At 64.7% G+C, this 23,347-nt stretch carries 20 protein-coding genes; 10 read left to right on the plus strand and 10 right to left on the minus strand.

Annotated features, from left to right (window positions below):
* Positions 1-149 precede the first annotated feature (149 nt).
* Genes bamA through fabZ form a run of 3 tightly spaced genes read left to right on the plus strand, consistent with a single transcriptional unit; the run spans position 150 to position 4,269 of the window.
* Entirely contained in the window at positions 150-2,717 is a 2,568-nt protein-coding gene (bamA, locus tag P6U25_RS17265; protein ID WP_407152546.1) for an outer membrane protein assembly factor BamA, read from the plus strand.
* Positions 2,718-2,749: 32 nt separating this feature from the next.
* The gene (gene lpxD / locus P6U25_RS17270) at positions 2,750-3,811 is read left to right on the plus strand and encodes a UDP-3-O-(3-hydroxymyristoyl)glucosamine N-acyltransferase (protein WP_407152315.1); all 1,062 of its coding nucleotides are present in this window, start codon (positions 2,750-2,752) and stop codon (positions 3,809-3,811) included.
* Positions 3,811-4,269, plus strand: coding sequence for a 3-hydroxyacyl-ACP dehydratase FabZ (gene fabZ / locus P6U25_RS17275; protein ID WP_407152316.1), 459 nt, complete (start codon positions 3,811-3,813; stop codon positions 4,267-4,269). The genes lpxD and fabZ overlap by 1 nt, the downstream gene beginning before the upstream one ends.
* A 13-nt stretch (positions 4,270-4,282) precedes the next feature.
* Here fabZ and P6U25_RS17280 read toward each other — a convergent pair whose 3' ends face one another.
* On the minus strand, positions 4,283-4,603 hold the full coding sequence (locus P6U25_RS17280) for a KTSC domain-containing protein (protein WP_407152317.1): 321 nt from the start codon (positions 4,601-4,603) through the stop codon (positions 4,283-4,285).
* Positions 4,604-4,739: 136 nt separating this feature from the next.
* Between P6U25_RS17280 and lpxA the strand changes: the two genes are divergently transcribed.
* From lpxA to lpxB, 3 genes are read left to right on the plus strand one after another with little or no spacing between them, the layout of a single operon-like run.
* Positions 4,740-5,534, plus strand: a complete 795-nt coding sequence (lpxA, locus tag P6U25_RS17285) for an acyl-ACP--UDP-N-acetylglucosamine O-acyltransferase (protein WP_407152318.1) — start codon at positions 4,740-4,742, stop codon at positions 5,532-5,534.
* A 19-nt stretch (positions 5,535-5,553) separates the two neighbouring features.
* Entirely contained in the window at positions 5,554-6,411 is an 858-nt protein-coding gene (locus P6U25_RS17290) for an LpxI family protein (RefSeq protein ID WP_407152547.1), read from the plus strand.
* Positions 6,412-6,413: 2 nt separating this feature from the next.
* Entirely contained in the window at positions 6,414-7,592 is a 1,179-nt protein-coding gene (gene lpxB, locus P6U25_RS17295; protein ID WP_407152319.1) for a lipid-A-disaccharide synthase, read from the plus strand.
* Positions 7,593-7,691: 99 nt separating this feature from the next.
* Here the strand turns inward: lpxB and rpiB are convergent, their stop codons facing one another.
* The 3 genes from rpiB to gltX all read right to left on the minus strand — a co-directional run bounded on the left by rpiB (position 7,692) and on the right by gltX (position 11,135).
* Positions 7,692-8,141 carry a ribose 5-phosphate isomerase B gene (gene rpiB / locus P6U25_RS17300; protein ID WP_407152320.1) on the minus strand — a complete coding sequence of 150 codons (450 nt, stop codon included), beginning with the start codon at positions 8,139-8,141 and terminating at the stop codon, positions 7,692-7,694.
* Positions 8,142-8,250: 109 nt separating this feature from the next.
* Positions 8,251-9,552: a citrate synthase gene (gene gltA, locus P6U25_RS17305; protein ID WP_407152321.1), complete on the minus strand. Its 1,302-nt coding sequence runs from the start codon at positions 9,550-9,552 to the stop codon at positions 8,251-8,253.
* Between the two features lie 161 nt (positions 9,553-9,713).
* On the minus strand, positions 9,714-11,135 hold the full coding sequence (gene gltX, locus P6U25_RS17310; RefSeq protein ID WP_407152322.1) for a glutamate--tRNA ligase: 1,422 nt from the start codon (positions 11,133-11,135) through the stop codon (positions 9,714-9,716).
* 165 nt (positions 11,136-11,300) lie between these two features.
* Between gltX and P6U25_RS17315 the strand changes: the two genes are divergently transcribed.
* A complete protein-coding gene (locus tag P6U25_RS17315) occupies positions 11,301-12,980 on the plus strand; it encodes a glutamine--tRNA ligase/YqeY domain fusion protein (RefSeq protein ID WP_407152323.1) in 1,680 nt (559 codons plus the stop codon).
* A gap of 109 nt (positions 12,981-13,089) precedes the next feature.
* Entirely contained in the window at positions 13,090-15,375 is a 2,286-nt protein-coding gene (locus P6U25_RS17320) for a ComEC/Rec2 family competence protein (RefSeq protein ID WP_407152324.1), read from the plus strand.
* Here P6U25_RS17320 and P6U25_RS17325 read toward each other — a convergent pair.
* From P6U25_RS17325 to arsC, 6 genes are all read right to left on the minus strand, one after another.
* Positions 15,372-15,602, minus strand: coding sequence for a hypothetical protein (locus tag P6U25_RS17325; RefSeq protein ID WP_407152325.1), 231 nt, complete (start codon positions 15,600-15,602; stop codon positions 15,372-15,374). The two genes, P6U25_RS17320 and P6U25_RS17325, sit on opposite strands and share 4 nt — an antisense overlap.
* Positions 15,603-15,749: 147 nt before the next feature.
* Positions 15,750-16,178: a hypothetical protein gene (locus P6U25_RS17330; protein ID WP_407152326.1), complete on the minus strand. Its 429-nt coding sequence runs from the start codon at positions 16,176-16,178 to the stop codon at positions 15,750-15,752.
* Between the two features lie 301 nt (positions 16,179-16,479).
* Positions 16,480-17,184, minus strand: a complete 705-nt coding sequence (gene lexA / locus P6U25_RS17335) for a transcriptional repressor LexA (protein WP_407152327.1) — start codon at positions 17,182-17,184, stop codon at positions 16,480-16,482.
* 222 nt (positions 17,185-17,406) lie between these two features.
* Positions 17,407-18,618, minus strand: coding sequence for a gephyrin-like molybdotransferase Glp (gene glp, locus P6U25_RS17340; protein ID WP_407152328.1), 1,212 nt, complete (start codon positions 18,616-18,618; stop codon positions 17,407-17,409).
* 28 nt (positions 18,619-18,646) lie between these two features.
* Positions 18,647-19,273, minus strand: coding sequence for an HAD family hydrolase (locus P6U25_RS17345; protein ID WP_407152329.1), 627 nt, complete (start codon positions 19,271-19,273; stop codon positions 18,647-18,649).
* A 1,090-nt stretch (positions 19,274-20,363) separates the two neighbouring features.
* Positions 20,364-20,765: an arsenate reductase (glutaredoxin) gene (gene arsC / locus P6U25_RS17350; RefSeq protein ID WP_407152330.1), complete on the minus strand. Its 402-nt coding sequence runs from the start codon at positions 20,763-20,765 to the stop codon at positions 20,364-20,366.
* Positions 20,766-21,096: 331 nt separating this feature from the next.
* Between arsC and P6U25_RS17355 the strand changes: the two genes are divergently transcribed.
* Both P6U25_RS17355 and P6U25_RS17360 read left to right on the plus strand, forming a co-directional pair.
* Positions 21,097-22,293, plus strand: a complete 1,197-nt coding sequence (locus P6U25_RS17355) for an MFS transporter (RefSeq protein WP_407152331.1) — start codon at positions 21,097-21,099, stop codon at positions 22,291-22,293.
* 129 nt (positions 22,294-22,422) lie between these two features.
* Positions 22,423-23,334 carry an amino acid ABC transporter substrate-binding protein gene (locus tag P6U25_RS17360; protein WP_407152332.1) on the plus strand — a complete coding sequence of 304 codons (912 nt, stop codon included), beginning with the start codon at positions 22,423-22,425 and terminating at the stop codon, positions 23,332-23,334.
* Positions 23,335-23,347: the final 13 nt, after the last annotated feature.

Genomic DNA, 23,347 nt, shown 5'->3' on the forward strand with positions numbered 1-23,347 from the left:
AGGGCAACGTCTTGGAACGAAAATGGAAATGCACTGCGGTAGTAAGTTTGCCCCCATGGCAAAGTTGGCTACAAGCTGGGCAGAAGGTTGGGAATCTGTCGGGGCGTTGGGGAACGACCCGGCATCGGAAGGATAAGGGCGCGTTGCGCATGATGTTTGGAATGCGAGTGAGGGGGGGCTTGTTCGCTGCCCTGGTCATGTTCGCCGTGCCGGTGGCTGCCACCTTGGCGGCCGTTGCTGTGTCTGCGCCTGCAGCCGCTCAGAATGTCAACGCGATCACGGTGGAGGGGAACCGGCGCGTCGAAGTTGAGACCATCCGCTCCTATTTCCATGCCGGCCCGGGTGGTCGGCTGAGCCAGGCCGATATCGACGACGGCCTGAAGGCGCTGATCGAGACCGGCCTGTTCCAGGACGTTCATATCGACCAGCGCGGCGGGCGTCTCGTCGTCGTCGTGGTCGAAAACCCGGTGATCGGCCGCGTTGCCTTCGAGGGCAACAAGAAGATCAAGGACGAGCAACTGACCGCCGAGGTCCAGTCCAAGCCGCGTGGCACGTTCTCGCGTCCGATGGTTCAGTCGGATGCGCTGCGAATCGCCGAAATCTATCGCCGTTCGGGCCGCTACGACGTGCGGGTGAATCCGGAGATCATCGAGCAGCCGAACAACCGCGTCGACCTGGTCTTCGAGATCAATGAAGGCGTCAAGACCGGTGTCCGCTCGATCGAGTTCATCGGCAACAACGCCTATTCGGCGTCGCGCCTGCGCGACGTCATCAAGACCCGCGAATCGAACATCCTCAGCTTCCTTGGCGGCAACGACGTCTACGACCCCGACCGCGTCGAGGCGGACCGCGACCTGTTGCGCCGGTTCTATCTCAAGAACGGCTATGCCGACGTCCAGGTGGTGGCGGCGCTGACCGAGTACGACCCCGAGAAGAAGGGGTTCCTGGTTACCTTCAAGATCGAGGAGGGCCAGCAGTATCGCGTCGCATCCGTGAACTACACGTCGTCGATCGCAACCCTCAATCCGAATTCGCTGAGCTCGTTCTCACGCGTCAGCGTCGGCTCGCTCTACAACGCCGAGGCGCTGGAGAAGTCGGTCGAGGAGATGCAGATCGAGGCATCGCGCCGCGGCTACGCCTTCGCGATCGTCCGGCCGCGCGGTGACCGCAATTTCGAGAATCACACGGTGTCGATCACCTTCGCAGTCGACGAAGGGCCGCGCACGTATATCGAGCGCATCAATATCCGCGGCAACACCCGCACGCGTGACTACGTAATCCGCCGTGAGTTCGACATATCCGAAGGCGACGCCTACAACCGCGCGCTGGTCGACCGCGCCGAGCGCCGGCTGAAGAACCTCGACTTCTTCAAGACCGTGAAGATCACCACGGAGCCTGGATCCTCGAGCGACCGCGTGATCCTGGTCGTCGATCTCGAGGAGAAGTCGACCGGCGACTTCTCGGTCTCGGGCGGCTACTCGACCACCGACGGTGCGCTGGCCGAAGTCAGCGTCTCCGAGCGCAACCTGCTCGGCCGAGGCCTGTTCGCAAAGGCATCGGTAACCTACGGCCAGTATGCCCGCGGCTATTCGCTGTCCTTCGTCGAGCCCTATCTGCTCGACTACCGCATCGCGCTCGGTCTCGACCTGTATCAGCGCCAGCAGTTGTCCAACAGCTACATCTCGTACGGCACCAAGACGCTGGGCTTCAGCCCCCGGCTCGGTTTCCAGCTCCGTGAAGACCTCTCGCTGCAGCTCCGCTACTCGATCTATCAGCAGGAAATCACGCTGCCTTCGACGTTGGCGAATTGTAACAACAACCCGGGCAACGGCCTGTTGGCGTTCAATCCGACTCCGGCCTTTGCATTCGCGAACGGGTTCCCCGCGGGTGGCTCGGCGACTGTGGGTGGTCAGACCGCCACCGACAGCTCGGGCATCGGCCTGTGGTGCTTCAGCGACGGCGAAGCCTCGCTGCCGGTCCGCAAGGAGCTGGCGGGTGGCAGGACGTTGACCTCGGCGCTCGGCTACTCCCTGAACTACAACACCCTCGACAACAACAAGAACCCGACCGACGGCCTCCTGATCGACTTCAAGCAGGACTTCGCCGGTGTCGGTGGCGACGTCAGCTACATCAAGACCGCGATCGATGCGAAGTACTACACCCCGCTGGTCGCTGATATCGTCGGCGTGATCCACGCGCAGGGCGGCGTCCTGAACAAGATGGGCAGCAACGAGCTGCGCATGCTGGATCACTTCCAGATGGGCCCGAACCTGGTCCGCGGCTTTGCGCCGAACGGCATCGGTCCGCGCGACATCAATCCCTACGGCACGATGGACGCGCTGGGCGGCACCAAATACTGGGGCGTGTCGGCGGAACTGCAGATGCCGTTCTGGTTCCTGCCGAAGGAAGTTGGCCTCAAGGGCGCGATTTACGCCGATGCTGGCGGTCTCTACGATTACCAGGGACCGACCTCGTGGGCGGCGACGGGCGAAGTCAACACGCCCGGCTGTGTCAAGCCGACGCAGAACCCGCCGTCTCCGGGAACCTGTCTTGGCTTGCAGTTTGACGACAGCAAGGTGGTCCGGACGTCGGTCGGTGTCGGCTTGATCTGGCAGTCGCCGTTCGGTCCGCTGCGCTTCGACTACGCCATACCGCTCACCAAGGGTCAGTTTGACCGCGTGCAAGAATTCCGGTTTGGCGGTGGTACAACGTTCTAAGAACGTTTGCCGGCCGGACTGCGACGGATGGAATGGCGCAGCCGATTTTCTTCAAGAGTCCCCCTTCGTCAACGCTGGCTGACATAGCCGCGCTGACGAAGGCGCATTTGGTCGATCCTGCGCGGGGTGCGCAGCAGATCAGAGGACTGGCTTCGCTCGACGAGGCCGGTCCGATGCATCTCGCCTTCTTCGACAACCTCAAATACGCCGATCAACTGGCGGCCACCAAGGCCGGCGCGTTGCTGGTCCAGCAACGCTTCGAGGCGCGGGTGCCAGAGGGGGTTGCCGTATTGCGGGCAGCCAAGCCGTTCCATGCCTTCGTCCAGATCGCGCGCGAATGGCACGGCGATGCGCTGCGGCCGCAATCCTGGTTCAACACCGAGGGCATCGCGCCATCGGCGATCATCGATCCCACCGCGCAGCTCGAAGACGGCGTGATCGTCGATCCGCTGGTTGTGATCGGCCCCCGGGTCGAGATCGGCTCGGGCACCGTGATCGGGGCCGGCGCGGTGATCGGGGCCGACGTCAAGATCGGCCGGGACTGCAATGTGGGTGCCAAGACCACCATCCAGTTCGCCCTGATCGGCAACAATGTCCTGATTCACCCCGGCTGCAATATTGGCCAGGACGGCTACGGGTTCATTTTCTTCGGGCCGGCCGGCCATGTGAAGGTGCCGCAGACCGGCCGCGTGCTGATCCAGAACGATGTCGAGGTCGGCGCCGGTTCGACCATCGATCGCGGTTCCCTGCGCGACACCGTGATCGGCGAGGGCACTAAAATCGACAATCAGGTCCAGATCGGCCACAATGTGACGATCGGTCGGCACTGCCTGCTCGCGGCCCAAATCGGGCTCGCAGGCAGTCTGACGATCGGCGACAATGTCGCGCTCGGCGCCAAGGTGGGCATCAACAACCATCTCAAGATTGGTGATGGCGCTCAGGTCACGGCGATGAGTGCGGTGAAGGACGACATCCCGGCCAACGGCCGCTGGGGCGGGCACTTTGCCAAGCCGACCAAGCAATGGTTCAGGGAAATCATCGCAGTCGAACGCCTGGTGCGCGACAGCGAAACGAAGGGTGAGGGGAAGGAGTGATGGAGGAGGCACCGGTCAGGTTCGAGCTGGTGGATATCAACGATATCCTGAAGACGCTGCCGCATCGCTTTCCGATGTTGCTGATCGACCGGGTCATCAAGATCCGCACCGACTACAGCGGTATCGGCATCAAGAACGTCACCTTCAACGAGCCGCCGTTCCAGGGGCATTTCCCCGAGCGCCCCGTCTATCCCGGCGTGATGATGATCGAGGCGATGGCGCAGACCGCTGGCGTGATCGGCATCAAATCCGTCGAGGGCACCGAGAAGCCACGCGCGGTCTATTTCCTCACCATCGACAAGTGCAAGTTCAGGAAGCCGGTGCTGCCCGGCGACACCATCGAGTACCACATGCGTTCGCTCGGGCGGCGCAAGACGATGTGGTGGTTTCACGGCGATGCCAAGGTCAATGGGCAGATCGTTGCCGAGGCGGATGTCGGCGCCATGCTGACGGACTGAGCCGGCGCGGCCGTTATGTCCTGCAGGTGTATCGGCCGTCCGCGCCGGCGATCCGCAACACGCGATTGAAGTACAGGCCCATCGACGGAGCGTTCATCAGCGCATCGAACGTCGCGGCGGACACACCGCAATAGTGCTGGTAGCTGCCCCTCACGGCGACTAGGAGCATTCGCTGCCCAGCGTCGTAGCAAACGCGCTGGACGATGGTGCTGCGACGGATGTCGCGACACTCGAAGGTCGATAGATCGACGCTGCCGCCGTTGCCAATGTCGATCGTCTCGGGGCCGATCGGCGCTGTGAGCAGGCTGAAGATCAGCGCGGCGGCTCGGACCATGGGTCGGCTGCGCTCCTGTCGGTTGCAACAGGCGGTCATGATACGTCACTGGACAGGGCAGGCAAAGTCGCGCTAACGACCGCCAAACCCGACACTTTAGCGCCTTGGCGCCGTTAACGAATTCCGGACCTCCTCCATGAGCATGATCGATCCCACTGCGCGCGTTGCGGATGGCGCCGTGATCGGAGCCGGCACCGAGGTCGGTCCGTACTGCATCATCGGCCCCAACGTCGTGATCGGCGAAGGCTGCAAGCTGATCGCGCATGTCACGGTCAGCGGGCATACGAGCATCGGCGCCGGCTGTGTCATCTCGCCGTTTGCTGCGCTTGGCGGTGCGCCGCAGGACCTCAGCTATCGCGGCGAGCCGACCCGTCTCGAGATCGGCGATGCCTGCACGATCCGCGAGGGCGTGACCATGAACATCGGCACCGTCAAGGGCGGCGGGCTCACGCGGGTCGGTGATCGCGGCTTCTTCATGAACAACAGCCATGTCGGGCACGACTGCACCGTCGGCAACAACGTGATCTTCGCCACCTCGGCGACGCTCGGCGGCCACTGCGAGATCGGCGATTTCGTCTATATCGGCGGCCTGTCGGCGGTGCACCAGTTCACCCGCGTCGGTCCGCAGGTGATGATCGGCGGCGTCTGCGGCGTGCGCGGCGATATCATCCCGTTCGGGCTCGCCAACGGCCAGTATGCCGTGCTCGAGGGGCTCAACATCATCGGCATGAAGCGCCGCCAGTTCACCAAGCAGCGGCTGGCGACGGTGCGGGCGTTCTATCAAAAGCTGTTCCACGGCCCGGGCATCTTTGCCGAGCGGCTGGCGTCCGCGCAGCCGCTGGCCAGCGAGGACCCCGCGATCGCCGAGATCCTCACCTTCATCGACGGCGGCAAGCATCGCGCGCTTTGCCTTCCTGCGAATACCAACTGAGCACGACATGGCCGCCAGCATGACTTCAGCGGCGCCTTCGATCTCCTCGCCGGTCGGCGTGATCGCCGGCGGCGGCGCCATGCCGTTTGCGGTGGCGGATTCGCTTGTCGCGCGCGGCATCACGCCGGTGCTGTTCGCGTTGCGCGGTGCCTGCGATCCGGCGCGCGCGCAGCGGTTTCGTCACCGCTGGATCTCGGTCGGTCAGCTCGGGCGTGCCACCAGGCTATTCCGCGACGAGGGCTGCCGCGACCTGATCTTCATCGGCACCCTGGTGCGCCCGGCGCTGTCCGAGATCCGGCTCGACTGGGGTACGCTGCGTGTGCTCGGCCATGTCGTGCGTGCGTTTCGCGGCGGTGACGATCACCTGCTGTCGAGTGTCGGCAAGATCCTCGAGCAGCAGGGATTTCGCATGGTCGGAATCAGGGACGTCGCGCCCGATCTCCTGATGCCGGAAGGCACCATCACGCGTGCTGTTCCCGACAGCAGCGCGCTTGCCGACATTGCGCGGGGACGCGGCGTGCTTGACGCGCTCGGTCCGTTCGACATCGGTCAGGCGGCTGTCGTGATCGATGGTCACGTGGTCGCGGTCGAGGATATCGAGGGCACCGACGGGCTGCTGGCGCGCGTGGCGCGCCTGCGCGCCGAGGGCCGCATCCGCGCCAAGGCGGGGCGCGGCGTGCTGGTGAAAGCGCCCAAGAGCAGGCAGGATCTGCGCTTCGACCTGCCGACCATCGGCCCGCGGACGGTCGAGGGCGCGGCCGCAGCGGGCATCGCAGGCATCGCCGTGATCGCCGGCAATACGCTCGCCGCCGAACCACAGGCCCTGATCGAGACCGCCGATGCCAGGCAGGTCTTCGTCATCGGGCTGGCTGGTTGACGATGCAGGCGAGCAATCCCGCCACTGTCCGAAAGATCTTCCTCATCGCGACCGAGGAATCCGGCGATCGGCTCGGCGCTGCGCTGATGAAGGTGCTGCGCCAGCGCCTCGGCGATGCCGTGCGTTTCTCCGGCGTCGGTGGCCGGCAGATGACCAGCGAAGGCATCGCGCCGCTGTTCCCGATCGAAGAGCTGTCGATCATGGGCTTTGCCGCGGTCGTGAAGCAATTGCCGAAGATCCTGCGATTGATCCGCCGTACGGCGGATGCGGTGCTCGACGAGGCGCCCGACATGCTCGTGATCATCGACAGCCCCGATTTCACTCATCGCGTTGCCCGCCGCGTCCGCGCGCGCAATCCGAACATCCCGATTGTCGATTACGTCTCGCCGTCGGTCTGGGCCTGGCGGCCGAGCCGGGCACGCGCGATGCGCAGCTATGTCGACCACGTGCTGGCATTGCTGCCGTTCGAACCCGAGGAATACCGCAAGCTGCAGGGGCCCCCATGCAGCTATGTCGGCCATCCCTTGACCGAGCAGTTGACTTCGCTCCGGCCCAACGCGGAAGAACAGAAGCGACGCGATGCCGAGCCGCCGGTTCTGCTCGTTCTGCCCGGCAGCCGGCGCGGCGAGATCAGGCATCATCTGGCGCTGTTCGGCGCGGCGCTCGGGCAGCTCGGCGAGCGCACGACATTCGAGCTCGTGCTTCCGACCATGCCGCATCTCGAGACGATGGTGCGCGAGGGCGTGGCGTCGTGGCCGATCGCGCCGAGGATCGCAGTCGGCGAGGTCGAGAAGCGTGCGGCCTTCCGCATCGCGCGCGCCGCGCTGGCCAAGTCGGGCACCGTGACACTGGAGCTTGCGCTGTCCGGCATTCCGATGGTGACGGCCTATCGCGTCGGCGCGGCCGAGGCGTTCATCCTGCGCCGCGCGATCCGGGTGTCATCGGTAATCCTCGCCAATCTCGTGATCGGCAGCGAGATCATCCCGGAGTTTCTGCAAGAGAACTGCACCCCTGAGAAGCTCGCGCAAGCGCTTGGCGACGTGCTTGCGGATTCGCCCGAGCGGCTGCGGCAGCTCGTGGCGTTCGGGACGCTGGACGCGAGAATGTCGACCGGCGACGAAACGCCGAGCGTCCGCGCGGCCGATATCGTGCTGGCGACGATGAGGCAGCGGTCCGCCTAGGCAATTGATGACGATGTCGAATGCGGCGACATCCGGCCGCGTCGCGTTCTGGTTGCCGCGCCTTGGTGCGGTCGCAACCGAAGTCGCGCGCGGCACGCGCTACCTCTCCAGCGCCCCGATCATCTCCACGCGCGTCGCATGCCGGCCGCCCTCGAATTGGGCAGCCAGGAACGCATCGACGATGTCGAGCGCCAGCCCTTCGCCCACCACGCGCGCGCCGATCGACAGCATGTTGGCGTCATTGTGCTGGCGGATCATGCGGGCCGAGAATGTGTCGGCGCAGACGCCGCAACGGATGCCCTTGACCTTGTTCGCCGCCATCATGATGCCCTGGCCGGTGCCGCACAGGATGATGCCAAACCGGCAATCGCCGGAGGCGACGAGCCGCGCCGCCGCTTCGCCGTGCTTCGGATAGTGCGTGCTTTCTGGCGTCGTCGGTCCGATGTCGACCGCGACCCATCCCTGCGCCGCTATATGAGCGGCGATGGCCTGTCGGAGCTGAATGGCGGCATGGTCGCTGGAGAGGGCGATGCGGCTATTGGCTGTCATGGAGAAGTCGTCCCGTTTCCCGATGTCGTGTCGGGTGCTGTCGAAACAAAAATCCCGCCCGAGGCGTGTGGTCCTGGGCGGGATTTCGTTGGTTGGCTTGTCGCAGCCGTTACTTGCGCTTGTCGATCGGCACGTAGTCGCGGCGGGCAACGCCGGTGTAAAGCTGGCGCGGACGGCCGATCTTCTGCTGCGGATCCTCGATCATCTCGCTCCACTGGCTGATCCAGCCGACCGTGCGGGCAACCGCGAACAGCACCGTGAACATCGAGACCGGGAAGCCCATCGCCTTCAGCGTGATGCCCGAATAGAAGTCGACGTTCGGGTAGAGCTTGCGATCGATGAAATACTGATCGTTGAGGGCGATCTTCTCCAGCTCCAACGCGACCTTGAGCATCGGATCGTCGCCGTGCCCGGTCTCCTTGAGCACCGCGTGACACATCTTCTGCATGATCTTGGCGCGCGGGTCGTAGTTCTTGTAGACGCGGTGGCCGAATCCCATCAGGCGGACTTCGCTGTTCTTGTCCTTCACCTTGGCGATGAAGTCCGGAATGTTTTCGACCTTGCCGATGCTGTAGAGCATGTTCAGCGCGGCCTCGTTGGCGCCGCCATGCGCCGGACCCCACAGGCAGGCGATGCCCGCCGCGATGCAGGCGAACGGGTTGGCGCCCGACGAGCCCGCGATGCGCACAGTGGAAGTCGACGCGTTCTGCTCGTGGTCGGCATGCAGGATGAAGATCTTGTCGAGCGCGTCAGCGAGGACAGGGTTGATCTTGTAGTCCTCGCAGGGCACCGCGAAGCACATGTTGAGGAAGTTCTCGGCAAACGAGAGCGGGTTCTTCGGGTACACGAAGGGCTGGCCGACCGTGTATTTGTAGGCCATCGCCGCCAACGTCGGGATCTTGGCGATCATCCGGATCGAGGCGATCATCCGCTGCTGCGGATCATTGATGTCGGTGGAGTCGTGATAGAACGCAGCGAGCGCGCCGACCGCTGCGACCATGATCGCCATCGGGTGGGCGTCGCGGCGGAAGCCCTGGAAGAAGCGGGCCATCTGCTCATGCACCATGGTGTGGTGCGTGACCGTGTAATCGAACTTCTTCTTCTGCTCGGGGCTCGGAAGCTCCCCGTAGAGCAGGAGGTAGCAGGTCTCGAGGAAGTCGCCATGTTCGGCGAGCTGCTCGATCGGATAGCCACGGTATTCGAGGACACCGGCGTCGCCATCGATGTAGGTGATCTTGGACTGGCAACTGCCGGTCGAGGTGAAGCCAGGATCGTAGGTAAACACACCCGCCTGGCCGTAGAGCTTGGCGATGTCGATGACATCAGGCCCAACGGTGCCGCTCAGTATCGGGAAATCGTAAGTTTTGTTGCCGATGGTGAGTGTGGCTGTCTTGCTGGATTTTTCGTCCATCGTGATATCCCCGATGAATTCGTTGAGTAATCCGACCTGGCCCGGTCGCCGGTTTTGCGGCGCGTGGCGGTGCGGGACGGCTTGGCTAGAAAGCGTCCGAAGATGGGTAGCTTATTGCAATGTGCGCTGCAAGATGGACCCTGGAAGGGGTCCATGCAGGATTACGCCGCCTGATCGGCGAGGCGGCCAAGGCACTCCTGACGTCCCAGGACGGCGAGAACGTCGAATATGCCCGGTGACGTTGTACGTCCCGTCAATGCCACTCGTAGCGGCTGCGCGACAGCGCCGAGCTTCAGATTGTTCTGCTCGGCGAAATTCCGCATCGCGGTCTCGGTCGTCTGCGCAGTCCAGTCATTCACCGCTTCCAGCGCCGCGCCCAGCCGGCCGATCAACGCACGCGTTTCCGGCGTCAGCAGCGCGGCTGCTTTCGGCTCGATGTCGAGCGGGCGATCGGCGAAAATGAAATAGGCGCCACTGATCAATTCGATGAGCGTTTTGGCGCGCTCCTTCAGGCTCGGCATCGCCCGCAGCAATTGCGCGCGTGTGGTGTCGTTGAGCTTGGCCTTGAGCGTGGCGCCCTCGGGAACGTAGTCCAGCACCTTCTCGAACTGGGTCACGAGGGATTGATCGTCGCTATGGCGGATGTAGTGGCCGTTGAGATTCTCGAGCTTGGCGAAGTCGAACCGAGCGGCGGAACGGCCGACGCCGGAGAGGTCGAACGCGTCGATCATCTCCTCCGTCGAGAAGATCTCCTGATCGCCATGGCTCCAGCCGAGCCGGACCAGATAGTTGCATAACGCCGCGGGCAAATAGCCCATGGCGCGATAGGCGTCGACGCCGAGCGCGCCATGGCGCTTCGACAGTTTCGAGCCGTCGGGACCGTGGATCAGCGGAATGTGAGACATGCTCGGCAGCTCCCACTCCAGCGCGTCGTAGATCTGCTTCTGACGCGCGGCATTGATCAGGTGATCGTCGCCGCGGATCACGTGGGTGACGCCCATGTCGTGGTCATCAACCACGACCGCAAGCATGTAGGTCGGCGTGCCGTCGCCGCGCAGCAGCACGAGATCGTCGAGGTTCTCGTTCCGCCAGACCACGCGGCCCTGCACCTGATCCTCGATCACGGTCTCGCCGGTTTGCGGCGCCTTCAGGCGGATGGTCGGCTTGATGCCGTCAGGCGCAGTGGCGGGATCGCGGTCGCGCCACATGCCGTCATAAAGGCGGGTGCGGCCTTCGGCGCGCGCCTTCTCGCGCATCGCGGCCAGCTCCTCGGCGGTGGCATAGCAGTGATAGGCGCGGCCCGAGGCAAGCAGGCTCTCGGCGACTTCGCGATGACGGGCGGCGCGGCTGAACTGATAGATGACGTCGCCGTCCCAATCGAGCTCGAGCCACCTCAAGCCGTCCAGGATCGCGTCGATGGCCTCCTTGGTGGAGCGTTCGCGGTCGGTGTCCTCGATCCGGAGCAGCATCTTGCCGCCGCGCTTCTTGGCATAGAGCCAGTTGAACAGCGCGGTGCGGGCGCCTCCGATGTGGAGGAAACCGGTGGGTGAGGGGGCGAAACGGGTAACGACGGATTCGGTCATGATCGGACGAGGCGTATGCGTGAACGGCGGTGGTGTATAGCAGGAACCGGACATAACTAAAGCCTAGGTTGGGGCAACGGCCTCAAACCAGGCTTGGAAACGAGACTTGGCCCAGCGGCACGAATTTGGCAGAAGGTCGGCCAGACTCCTCCAGGGAACCCATAGATGACGACTGATACGGCGACGGCAGAGGCAGGACGCGACTTCATCCGCGACATCGTCCAGGCCGATCTCTCCTCCCATAAGCACAGCCGGATCGTGACGCGCTTCCCGCCGGAGCCGAACGGCTATCTGCACATCGGCCACGCCAAGTCGATTGCGCTCAACTTCGGCATCGCCCAGGAGTTCGCCGGCCAGTGCAATTTGCGCTTCGACGACACCAATCCGACCAAGGAGGAGCAGGAATACATCGACTCCATCCAGGCCGACGTCCATTGGCTCGGCTACGATTGGGGAACCAATCTGTTCTTCGCCTCCGATTATTTCGAGCGGCTGTACGAGTGGGCCGAGGGGCTGATCAAGGCCGGCTATGCCTATGTCGACGACCAGTCGCAGGACGAGATCCGTGCCTCGCGCGGCTCGCTGACCGAACCCGGCAAAAACTCGCCGTTCCGCGACCGCTCCGTCGAGGAGAATCTCGATCTGTTCCGCCGCATGAAGGCCGGCGAGTTTCCGAACGGCGCCCGGGTGCTGCGCGCCAAGATCGACATGGCCGCGGGCAATATCAACCTGCGCGACCCCGTGCTGTATCGCATCCTGCACGCCCACCATCCGCGCACTGGCGACAAATGGTCGATCTATCCGAGCTATGACTACGCCCATGGTCAGTCGGACGCGATCGAGGGCATCACTCATTCGATCTGCACCCTTGAGTTCGAGGATCACCGGCCGCTCTACGACTGGCTGCTCGACAAGCTGCCGGTGCCGTCGAAGCCGCACCAGTATGAGTTCGCGCGGCTGAACCTGACCTACACGCTGCTGTCCAAGCGCGTGCTGACCCAGCTCGTGCGCGACGGCCATGTCTCAGGGTGGGACGACCCGCGCATGCCGACCATCGCCGGCCTGAAGCGGCGCGGTGTGCCGCCGGCGGCGGTGCGCGAATTCGTCAAGCGGATCGGCGTCGCCAAGGCCAACAGCGTGGTCGATGTCGGCATGCTCGAATTCTGTATCCGCGAGGAGCTCAACCGCACCGCGCTGCGCCGCATGGCGGTGCTGCGGCCGCTGAAGGTCGTGATCGAGAACTATCCGGAAGGGCAGGTCGAGGAGATCGAGGCCGTCAACCACCCGGACAATCCGGAGGCCGGCACCCGTAAGATCGCGTTCGGCCGCGAGCTCTATATTGAGCGCGACGACTTCATGGAGAACCCGCCGAAGAAGTTCTTCCGCCTGTCGCCGGGCAACGAGGTGCGGTTGCGCTATGCGTACTTCATCAGGTGCACGAGCGTGGTGAAGAACGACGCCGGCGAGATCGTCGAGCTGCGCTGCACCTACGATCCCGCGACCAAGGGCGGCAACGCGCCCGACGGCCGCAAGGTGAAGGCGACGATGCACTGGCTGCCGGCGGCACAGTCGAAGCCCGCGGAGATCCGCATCTACAACCAGCTCTTCGCCAATCCGAGCCCGAACGCGGCCGATTTTGCTGCCGACCTCAACCCGCACTCGCTCGAGGTGCTGACGGACGCGCGCGTCGAGCCAGCGATCGCCGAAAGCAATTCGCCCGAGGCGATGCAGTTCGAGCGGCAGGGCTATTTCGTGCGCGATCCGGACTCCACCCCCGACAAGCTCGTGTTCAATCGGACGATCGGCCTGCGCGACACCTTCGCCAAGGAAGTCGGCGGGCGATGACGATTCGATCCAATCTCATGGCGCTTTAGTGCACCGATCCGCACGCGTTTCCGCTTCGTTCCGCTAGTCGGCTGACTGCGGCATCCGCTAGCTTTGCGACCCGGCAGGGATGGCGGAGCAGGGCACGACGCCGGGCGGCAAACGCGGCTACGCGGGGACGTGGCCGCCGCGCGCGGCCATTCCGGCCGGTGGCTACGTCCCGGCGCGCCTCAGCATCTGGCCGCCCATCGTCGAGACATTGCGGCAATGGGCCCACGCCGAGGCCGGCGCCGGGCGGCTGTTGCCCTGGGTGCCGGTGGCATTCGGTACCGGCATCGCGTTCTATTTCGCGGCCGAGCATGAGCCGGTGCTGTGGGTCACCGGCGCCGTCTCGGTCGCATTGTGCTTTCTCGCGTTCCTGCTGCGGCGGCAGCGGCTGTTTCCCGTGATCGTGATGGTCGCGGCCGTCGCCGCGGGCTTCGCTACCGCGACCTGGAGAACGGCGCGCGTCGCACATGCCGAGCTGGCGCGGCCGATGTTCTCGGTGGCGCTGACCGGCTTCGTCGAGACGCGCGATATCCGCGAGAAGACCGATCGCTTCGTGTTACGTGTCGTCTCGATGGAGAGCCCGCGCGATACGACCAAGCTCGAGCGCGTACGGCTTTCGGTGAAGAAGGGCACCGCCCCGGAAGTCGGCAGCTTCGTCCAATTGAAGGCACGGCTGTTGCCGCCGCTCGGCCCGCAGCGCCCGGGCTCCTATGATTTCGGCCGCGATCTCTATTTCCAGGGCATCGGCGCCTCCGGCTTCGTGATGGGCTCGGTCAAGACGACGGAGCCGCCGGCGAGCGGCGGTCTGGCATTGCGCTACGCCGCCCTCATGCAGGGCCTGCGCGACGCGATCGATGCGCGGATCCGCACTACACTCGACGGCGACCAGCGCGCGATCGCGACCGCGCTGCTCACCGGCCGGCGCGATGCGATTACGACGCCGGTCAACGACGCGATGTTCATCTCGGGACTTGGCCACGTGCTGTCGATCTCTGGCTACCACATGGCCGTTGTCGCGGGCGTGGTGTTCTTTGCCGTGCGTGCGCTGCTCGCGCTGTTCCCGGCGTTGACGGCCGGGCATCCGATCAAGAAATGGGCGGCCGCCGCAGCGCTCGTCGCTGCCGCCTTCTATCTCATGCTGTCGGGGGCGGAGGTTGCGACCCAGCGATCATTTTTCATGACGGCGGTGGTGCTGATCGCGGTGATCGTCGACCGCCGTGCGATCACCTTTCGCACGCTGGCGGTGGCTGCGCTGATCGTGCTCGTGATCGCGCCGGAAGCGCTGGTGCATCCGAGCTTCCAGATGTCGTTTGCGGCGACCCTCGGGCTGGTGGCGCTGGTGCAGATCGGGATGCCGAGCCTGCTCGCCTCGCCCGATCATTCGGTGACGGCGCGGGTGGCGCTGTGGGGCGGGCGCGAGATCGCCATGCTGGTGCTGGCTTCGCTGGTCGCCGGGCTCGCGACCACGCCCTACGCCGCGTTTCATTTCCACCGCGTCACGCCCTACGGACTGCTCGCCAACCTCGCGGCGATGCCGGTGGTGTCGGCGGTGGTGATGCCGGCAGGTCTGCTCGGGCTCGCAGCCATGCCGTTCGGGTTCGACGGCGTGTTCTGGGCGATCATGGGCGTCGGCATCGATTGGATGATCTTGGTGACGCAATGGGTCGCCGCCCTGCCGGGCGCGGTCGGGCGGATGGCCGCGTTCGGCACCGGGCCGCTAATCGTGGCGAGCGCCGGCCTCGTCTTGCTCGGCCTCTTGCGCACGCCGCTGCGCTGGTCGGGCGCGGCCCTGCTTGCGGTGGCGCTGATCTGGGCGCTGCGGGTGCCGCAGCCGGACGTCCTGGTCTCCGCCGATGGCCGCAATGTCGCGGTTCGCGGCGGCGACGGGCGGCTGCATCTGATGCGGAGCGGCAAGGATGCCTTTTTGGTGAAGGAATGGCTGGCGGCGGATGCCGATGCGCGGACAGCCGCCGATCCCTCGCTCGAAGACGGGGTCTCCTGTGACGAGAGCGGCTGTGTGGCCCAGGGGACTGGAGGCATGCTGGTTTCGTTGGCGACGCGGCCTGAGGCGCTGGTCGACGATTGCGAGCGGGCGGCGCTGATCGTGACGGTACGTCCGGTGCCGCAGGGCTGCGCGGCCTCCGTGATCGATGCCGAGCGGCTGCGGCGCCACGGCGCCCTGATGCTGCGCCGCATCGGCGGCGGCTTTGCCGTCGATGTGGTCAGGCCCGGCGGGATCGACCGGCCGTGGTCGCCGGCGGTTCCCGGCGATACCGAGAGCGAGGCCACGCTGCGCATACCCGGCCGTGCGCCGCGTCCGGCGGTGGACGCGACCCCGGCAGAGGCTGACCTGCAAGGCGACGATTAGGGCTGATCGGGCAGAGGAGCGGTGTTCGGCAGGTCAAAGGCGCCAAGATGGTACTCGTCCGAGTCAGGGTTGGCGTCAGCCTTCCTGACCAGGGTGAACGTCGCTTCGGGAAATTGCTGCCAGATCTTCAGGTCGTCGGCCGTCACCGTCAGCCAGCCGAACCGGAACATGTACCGGCCCGGCTCCGTGACGCGTCCAGCCCTTTGCCATGTGACCTTGTCGACCACCGAGCACGTCCTTGTCCGTGACCGATGATGCGCCAAGGCGCCGTCTAACGCAAACTCCCGATGCGCCCCGGAACCCTAAGTCCGGGGCCGCTCGAAATCGCTTAAGTCACCCGCCGCCGGACAATTCATCCAGCGGCCATGATGCGCTCAACCCAAAAACAGCGACGCGAACGCAGAGGGCCGCCGCTCGACCGCCTTCGGCTTCTCGACGACGGGCGGGTGGAGAGCAGGTAGCTGCAGCACGGTGACGCGTTGTCCTTCGACGAGCTGGGTCACCAGCACGTGGCTGCCGTCGGGGAATTCGACCGCATCATGATGGCGATCGGGCACGTCGGGCTCGACTTCGTTGAACACGCCGACACGGAAGCCGATCGTCTTGGTCCAGATCCAGCGGCTGTCGTAGCGGACGTTCTCGACGAACGCGAGCTCGGTGCCGGGCAGCATGCAGACCGCGACAGTCGGATCGCTCTCCGAAGCAAAGCCGCGGGTTGACGTGCCGCGGAATGTCGTGGTGATCAGCGTCTCTCCGACAATGGCGGGGCGCGATGCCACGGCGTGCAGACTATAGTCACACATCGGATGGCTCCTCATTTCGAGATAGCGACCCATGCCTCTCCTGAGGCGTGGGCCTCTACCAGAGTGGACAACAGCAAACGAGGTTCTTCCCGTTTCTGGGCGATTGTACGACTGGCAGCGCGAGCCTCCGATCACAAACACGCTACACCGTCCGGATGGTATCAGGACGCGCCGGAGGGCACTCACGCCGCGCAGTCCATGAAGCAACGGCGTTGCGCGCTGCTCGTTCCCTCGCAACGGATGTGCGACTGCACATAGACACGACGCGCTGCACGCGGTCGCCCCTGGACCTGGGGTGCGGTCAGTATTTGCGATAGAGCCCGATCAGCTTGCCCTGGATTCGCACGCGGTTTGGCGGCAGGATGCGCACTTCATAGGCGGTGTTGGCCGGCTCCAGCGCGATCGATGCGCCGCGGCGACGGAAGCGCTTTAGCGTCGCTTCCTCGTCGTCGATCAGCGCCACCACAATATCGCCGGTATTGGCGGTGTCGTTGCGCTGGATCAGCGCCATATCGCCGTCGAGGATGCCGGCGTCGACCATGGAATCGCCACGCACCTCCAGCGCATAATGTTCGCCGGCGCCGAGCATGTCCGGCGGCACGCTGATGGTGTGGCTGCGCGTCTGCAGCGCCTCGATCGGCGTGCCGGCCGCGATCCGGCCCATGACGGGGACGGCGACCGGACGGTTGCCATCATCCTCGGCGACCGGCGGCGTGCTACTGCGCTTGCCGAGCGTGCCCTCGATGACGCTCGGGGTGAAGCCGCGGCGGCCGTTGCCGCCGCCGGCCGACAGCTCCGGAAGCTTGATCACCTCGATGGCGCGGGCGCGGTTCGGCAGGCGGCGGATGAAGCCGCGCTCTTCCAGCGCTGTAATGAGGCGGTGGATACCGGACTTCGAGCGCAGGTCGAGCGCATCCTTCATCTCGTCGAAGGAGGGCGGGACGCCGGCCTCTTTCAGACGTTCATTGATGAAACGCAGAAGTTCGTACTGTTTGCGCGTGAGCATCTCGAGTATTCCCCCGGTTGATAGCGTCGTTCGATTCCGAGACCTTCAGGGAGCCTGATCGGGAGCGCGAAACTTGCGGCACTCCTCAGCGCGCTCCCATTCGTGGACACCAGTACTCGAAACAAATCATGAACGGACACTATATGTTCGATATGTGTTCCGCAACCACTTAATTTCCGGTGAATGCGGCCGACTGCGCACGATCGGCGCGGCCGCAACGCCTCATTCAGGGAGTGTCAGAATCTCACACGCCTCGCCTTTGACAGCCGCGGGCGCGAACGGCGGACGGATCACAAGTGCCCGTGCCGCAGCGAGATTTCCCAGCAGCGAGCTGTCCTGCTGGCTGACGGGTGTTGCGATCAGCGTGCCGTCGTCGCGCTCTTCGAGGCGCGCACGGAGATAGTCCTCGCGCTGATCGTTGGCGGCGAGGTCACGGCCGAGCAGGGCGCTCTTGCGGACATGATGAATCACTTTTCGGCCGCTCAGGGCCCGAATCAACGGCACCAGGAACAGGAAGGCGCAGACATACGACGACACCGGGTTTCCGGGCAGGCCGATCACCCGCATCGTTCCCAACCGGCCGTGCATCATCGGCTTACCCGGCCGCATCGCGATCCGCCAGAACGCCATCTGGACTCCCTCGGCGTCCAGTGACTGCTTGACGAGATCGTGGTCGCCGACCGAGGCGCCGCCTGTGGTGATCAAGATGTCGGCGTCCGCCTCCCGTGCCCGGCGGATGCCGGCGGTGGTGGCAGCGACGGTGTCGGCGGCGATCCCGAGATCGACGGTCTCCGCGCCCTCGGCGCGGGCAAGCGCCCGCAGCGCGTAGCCGTTGGAATAGACGATCTGGCCGGGGCCGGGGCGGCAGCCCGGCATCACCAGCTCGTCGCCGGTTGCCAGCACCGCGACCTTCGGGCGGCGGCGCACGGCGAGTTCCGGATAGTTCATGGCCGCGGCGAGCGACAGCGCGCGGTCGGAGAGGCGACTGCCGGCCGCAAGCAGTACATCGCCCTCGCGGAAGTCGACGCCCGCGAGGCGGATGTGCCGTCCCTTCGCGGCGGCCTCGGTGATCGTGATGTGACCGCCGTCGGTCCTGGTATCTTCCTGGATGATGACGGCGTCGGCGCCGTCGGGGATCACGCCGCCGGTGAAGATTCGTACCGCTTCACCCACGCCAACCGTGCGCTCGAACGGACGCCCGGCTGCGACTTCGCCGATCACCTTCAGCCTCGCCGACAGGTCGGACGCATCGGCCGCGCGCACCGCATAGCCGTCCATTGCCGACATCGGCTGCGGCGGCTGCGTGCGACGCGCCGCGACATCGCGTGCCAGCGTGCGGTGATAGGCGGCATCGAGCGCGACCGTCTCTTCCGGCAGCGGCTCGGCGCCGGAGAGAATGGCTGACAGGGCATCGGCAACCGGCATCAGGGCCACGGACAGGGCTCCTCAAATCCCAAGGGCTTCATATTCCAAGTGCGGCGAGTGCCCTTGCCACGTCATCCGTCGATGTCACGTGGACGGCACGAAGGCCGCGCGCCCGCGCGCCTTCGATATTGGCGGCCGTGTCGTCGAAGAACAGGATCCGCGACGCCGGCACGCCGATCGCTTTTACCACATGATCGTAGGCCTCGGCGTCCGGTTTTCGAAGGCCGATCGCCGACGACAGGAATACGTCGCGGAAATGGCTGAGCACATCGGCATAGGCGACCGAGAAATGCGCGACATGGGCCGGGTTGGTGTTGGAGAAGGCATAGAGCGGCAGCCGCCGCGCGGCCGTCGCCAGCAGCGGCGCGATCCCCGGCATTTCGCCGGTGAAGATCGCGTTCCAGCCCTCGAGGAACTGCGCATCGGTGAGGTCGATACCGAGCGACCGGCGCAGGTTCGCAAAAAACGCGGCGTCATCGACCTTGCCGGTCTCGTGATGCTTGAAGCTGTCATCGACGACGAAGCGCCTTGCGAGATCGGCAGGCGCGCAGCCGGCGTGCTCCGCCCAGCGCGCCATCACCCTGTCGAAGTTGATATCCAGCACGACGCGGCCGATATCGAACAGCAGCACGTCGACGGAATTGGGAGAGAGTTGCGTGGTCATTGCACGACCGATGTACGAAAATTGCGGGCAGGCGGCAACGGTTTCGATCTCCGCGGGAGCGCTCGTCGCGACGGGCACATCCTCGCGAGCGATGGATTGCGCGAATGATGGCTTGCATCCTGAGGTGCCCCAACAAAAGTGTCGTCCCGGCGAAGGCCGGGATCCATGACCACCGCATTTTGCTGATGAACGGGATGGTGGCCCCAGCGTCGCACAACGATGAACAGTTGGGGTAATGGGTCCCGGCCCCCCGTGCGCAATTGCGCACTAGGCCGGGACGACGCTGGGGATAGGCCTCGCTCGATGTCTCAACCCCGTCATTGCGAGGAGCTCGCGAGAAAATTGCAAAGCAGCGTTGCGCTGGAGCGACGACTGGTCAACCGAGCCTCGGCCAAGGCGAAAGCACCCCATCTCTCCGCCGTCATCCCCCGTGCATGCGGGGGATCCAGTACGCTGCGGCCTCGCGGATCAATCACTGCTGCCTCCGGAATACTGGATCGCCCGCCTTCGCGGGCGATGACAGGCATTGAGATATGGCTTGCGTTCTCGCGACATGATCTGTCCGAGCTTTGCATCTCGTTCCGCCCTCTTCGAGCAAGAGGGCGCAGGGAAAGCCGGGTGCCGATCGCACCCATGGGCCCCGAGCAAGGGTAGAAAGCTCGGGGGTAGGACCACAGGTGTAACCGGAGCAAGCCCGGCTTTCCCTGCGCGATGGGTTACGGCTTATACGTGCTCGCCCCGGCGAGACTGGGCTTGGTTGTCACCGCTGTTGCAAGACGCAATTGCGTCTTGCAACGGGACACCTGCCACCAGGGCGTCAGGCCTGCACGACTTCGCCGTCCGCCGTATGCGCACTCGTCAGTTGCGCAAGCGGCGTCCACCGCATCTCGACCCAGCACTCGTGACGATCGCGAAGCGCCCCTCAGGCGGGTGAGACGCGTTATTCATACACTGAGTTGTTGTTCCGTAAAACCGAAATATTTTGCGCGCCAGGGCTGGACATCTTCCGCGATGCGTGAAAGCGAAAGTGAGTTGCCCGTCGGGGCGGTTTGTCGCATCGGCACATTGTCAACCGGATCACGTCGGAAGCTCACCGAGCCTCAACCACTTCGCCATCCTCCTTGACGAACCGTCCGACCGGATGCTCGAGCAGGTCGACGACGGCCTCCGACGGGCGACACAACCGTACGCCCTTCGGCGTCACGACGATCGGTCGATTAATGAGAATGGGGTACGCCAACATGAAATCGAGCAATTGGTCGTCGGTCCATTTCGGATCGTCCAGGCCGAGCTCTTTGTATGGCGTGCCTTTCTCGCGCAGCAACGCGCGGACCGGAACCCCCATCGCGTCAATCAGCTCGCGAAGCGTCTCGCGTGACGGCGGTGCCTTGAGGTATTCAATGATGATGGGCTCGGTGCCGCTCTGGCGGATCATCGCGAGCGTGTTGCGCGAGGTGCCGCAAGCCGGATTGTGATAAATCGTGACGGTCATTGCCGCGCCTCCATGGCCCGCGTCGCCGCGCCGGCTCCAGTTTCATACCAAGCTCTCGTCGCCTTGACGATACGGACGACCGAAAGCACTACCGGCGCCGTCGGGTCAACGCGAAATTTCGATCCGCTCCCACATTTCGAAAAACGCCAGAAGTATCGATTGACAGCGCTCGCGACCGAACAAGAATGGCCGCGCCATGAGGCGCGGAAGGTTGCTTGATGGCTTTGCAGGATTCTTCGATCATTCCGGAATGAAAAAATGGGCGCTGCGAGACGATCGCGATCGAAGGCTATCGGGCAATCCGGCTGCATCTGCTGGTGAGGGCGCCGGCGTGGATCGGAAACGTCTGACGATCGTGGCTGCGCTGGGCACCGCCCAGACGCTGGCATGGGGATCGAGCTACTATCTGCCGGCCATCCTGGCCGATCCGATTTCGCGCGAACTTGGAATATCCAGCACCTGGTTCTTCGCCGCTTTCTCGGCATCGCTGGTGATCTCAGGGCTTCTCGGGCCGCGGGTCGGTCGCCAGATCGACCGGGTCGGGGGACGGCGGGTGCTCTGCGCCTCGAACGTCGTTCTTGCAGCGGGCCTCGCGCTGCTGGGCGCGTCCGGTTCGGTGTGGATGATGTCCGCCGCGTGGCTGCTGCTGGGCATCGGCATGGGGCTGGGGCTCTATGACGCCGCGTTCGGCGCGCTGGGGCGGATCTACGGCAGCGATGCGCGCAGCGCGATCACGGGCATCACGCTGATCGCAGGCTTCGCCAGCACGGTCGGCTGGCCGCTGAGTACGCTCGGCCTGGAGACGATCGGATGGCGGGAGACCTGTTACGCCTGGGCGGTCGCCCACGTTGTGGTCGGCCTGCCGCTCAATCTTCTGCTGCCGCGGACCGAAGCCGTCGCAGCCACCGAAGCTGCGGTTGCGAAACCCCACATCCCGATCGATCGGACCATGGTGATGTTATCGTTCGCGTTCGCAGCCGCCTGGACTGTGACGTCGGCGATGGCCGCGCATCTGCCGCGGATCGTGGAGGCGTTCGGCGCAACACCTGCACAGGCGGTGTTTGCCGGGATGATGATCGGGCCGGCGCAAGTTGGTGCCCGCATGCTGGAAGCAAGCCTGCTGCGTCGCGTCCATCCGCTTGTCTCGACGCGGCTCGCCTGTATCACGCATCCGATCGGGGCGTGCGTGATCGGCGTCTTCGGTGGTGGCGCCGCCGCGGCCTTCGCCCTGCTGCACGGTGCGGGCAACGGCATCCTGACCATCGCACGGGGAACGTTGCCGCTCGCGATCTTTGGACCCGAGAACTATGCCTACCGGCTTGGGCTGATCGGCGCGCCGTCCCGGATCTGCCAGGCGCTTGCTCCGTTGGCTTTCGGGCTGCTGATCGAGCCGATGGGGCGGATGGTGGTCGCGGTGTCGGCAGGGCTCAGCCTGGCCGCGCTGGTCGCCCTCATGCTGTTGCCGCGATCGCGTTCAGCAGCGGTATGCGCTTTGGACGCAACGCCCCAGCATCGCAAAGCGCGATAGCTGGTAGATGGATCTTCATCTACCTCTTGCACGCGACATCGGCTATCACGCGATGCTTGCACTCGGCTCAAGGCATTCACATGGCTCGGGCTCGAAATGCCCGCAACCATGATCGCACAGGAGCAGTCGATGCGCTTGCCCGCCGTCCTCTTCGTTGTCTCACTTGCCGCGAGCCCCGTGACGGCGGAAGAGCTGTCTGGAACCCTTCAGAAGGTCAAGGAAACAAAGAAGATCACACTTGGCTATCAAGAGGCCTCCGTTCCCTTCAGCTATCTCGACGACAATCAGCGGCCGATCGGCTTCGCGCTCGATATCTGTCTCAAGATCGTCGACGCCGTGAAGAAGGACCTCGGCATATCAGACATCGCGGTCGACTATCTGCCGGTGACGTCGTCCAATCGCATTCCCCTGATGGTCAACGGCACGATCGACCTGCATTGCTCGGCGACCACCAACAGCGCCGATCGCCAGAAGCAGGTCACCTTCACCAACACGCATTTCCTGAGCGCGACGCGATTTGCCGCCAAGAAGTCGCACAACATCAACTCGATCGACGACCTGAAGGGAAAGGCCGTCACGGCGGTGGCCGGCTCGGTCAACCTAGCGCAGCTCATCAAGGTCAATGCCGAGCGCAAGCTGGGCGTCAACATTCTGCCCGCGAAGGACCAGGCCGAGGCGTTCCTGCTGCTGGAGACCGATCGCGTGCAGGCCTATGTGCTCGACGACGTGCAGCTCGCAGTGGCGATCGCGCGGTCGAAGGAGCCGGCCGCCTACATGATCAGCACCGAGACGTTCTCGAAGCCCGAGCCCTACGGGATCATGCTGCGCAGGGAGGACGCGCCGTTCAAGGCCCTGGCCGACCGCGCCACCGCCGAGCTCTACCGGAGCCCGGAGATCGAGGTCCTGTACAAGCGGTGGCTGGAATCGCCGACCCCTCCGAACGGGATCAACTATAACGTTCCGATGTCGCCGGCGCTCCGCAAAGCGTTCGCCAATCCCAGCTCGAGCTTCGATCCGGACGTCTACGCCGACGCCAAATAGTGCCAACGAGCGT

This window comes from Bradyrhizobium sp. ORS 86, from assembly GCF_045571475.1.
GTDB lineage: Bacteria > Pseudomonadota > Alphaproteobacteria > Rhizobiales > Xanthobacteraceae > Bradyrhizobium.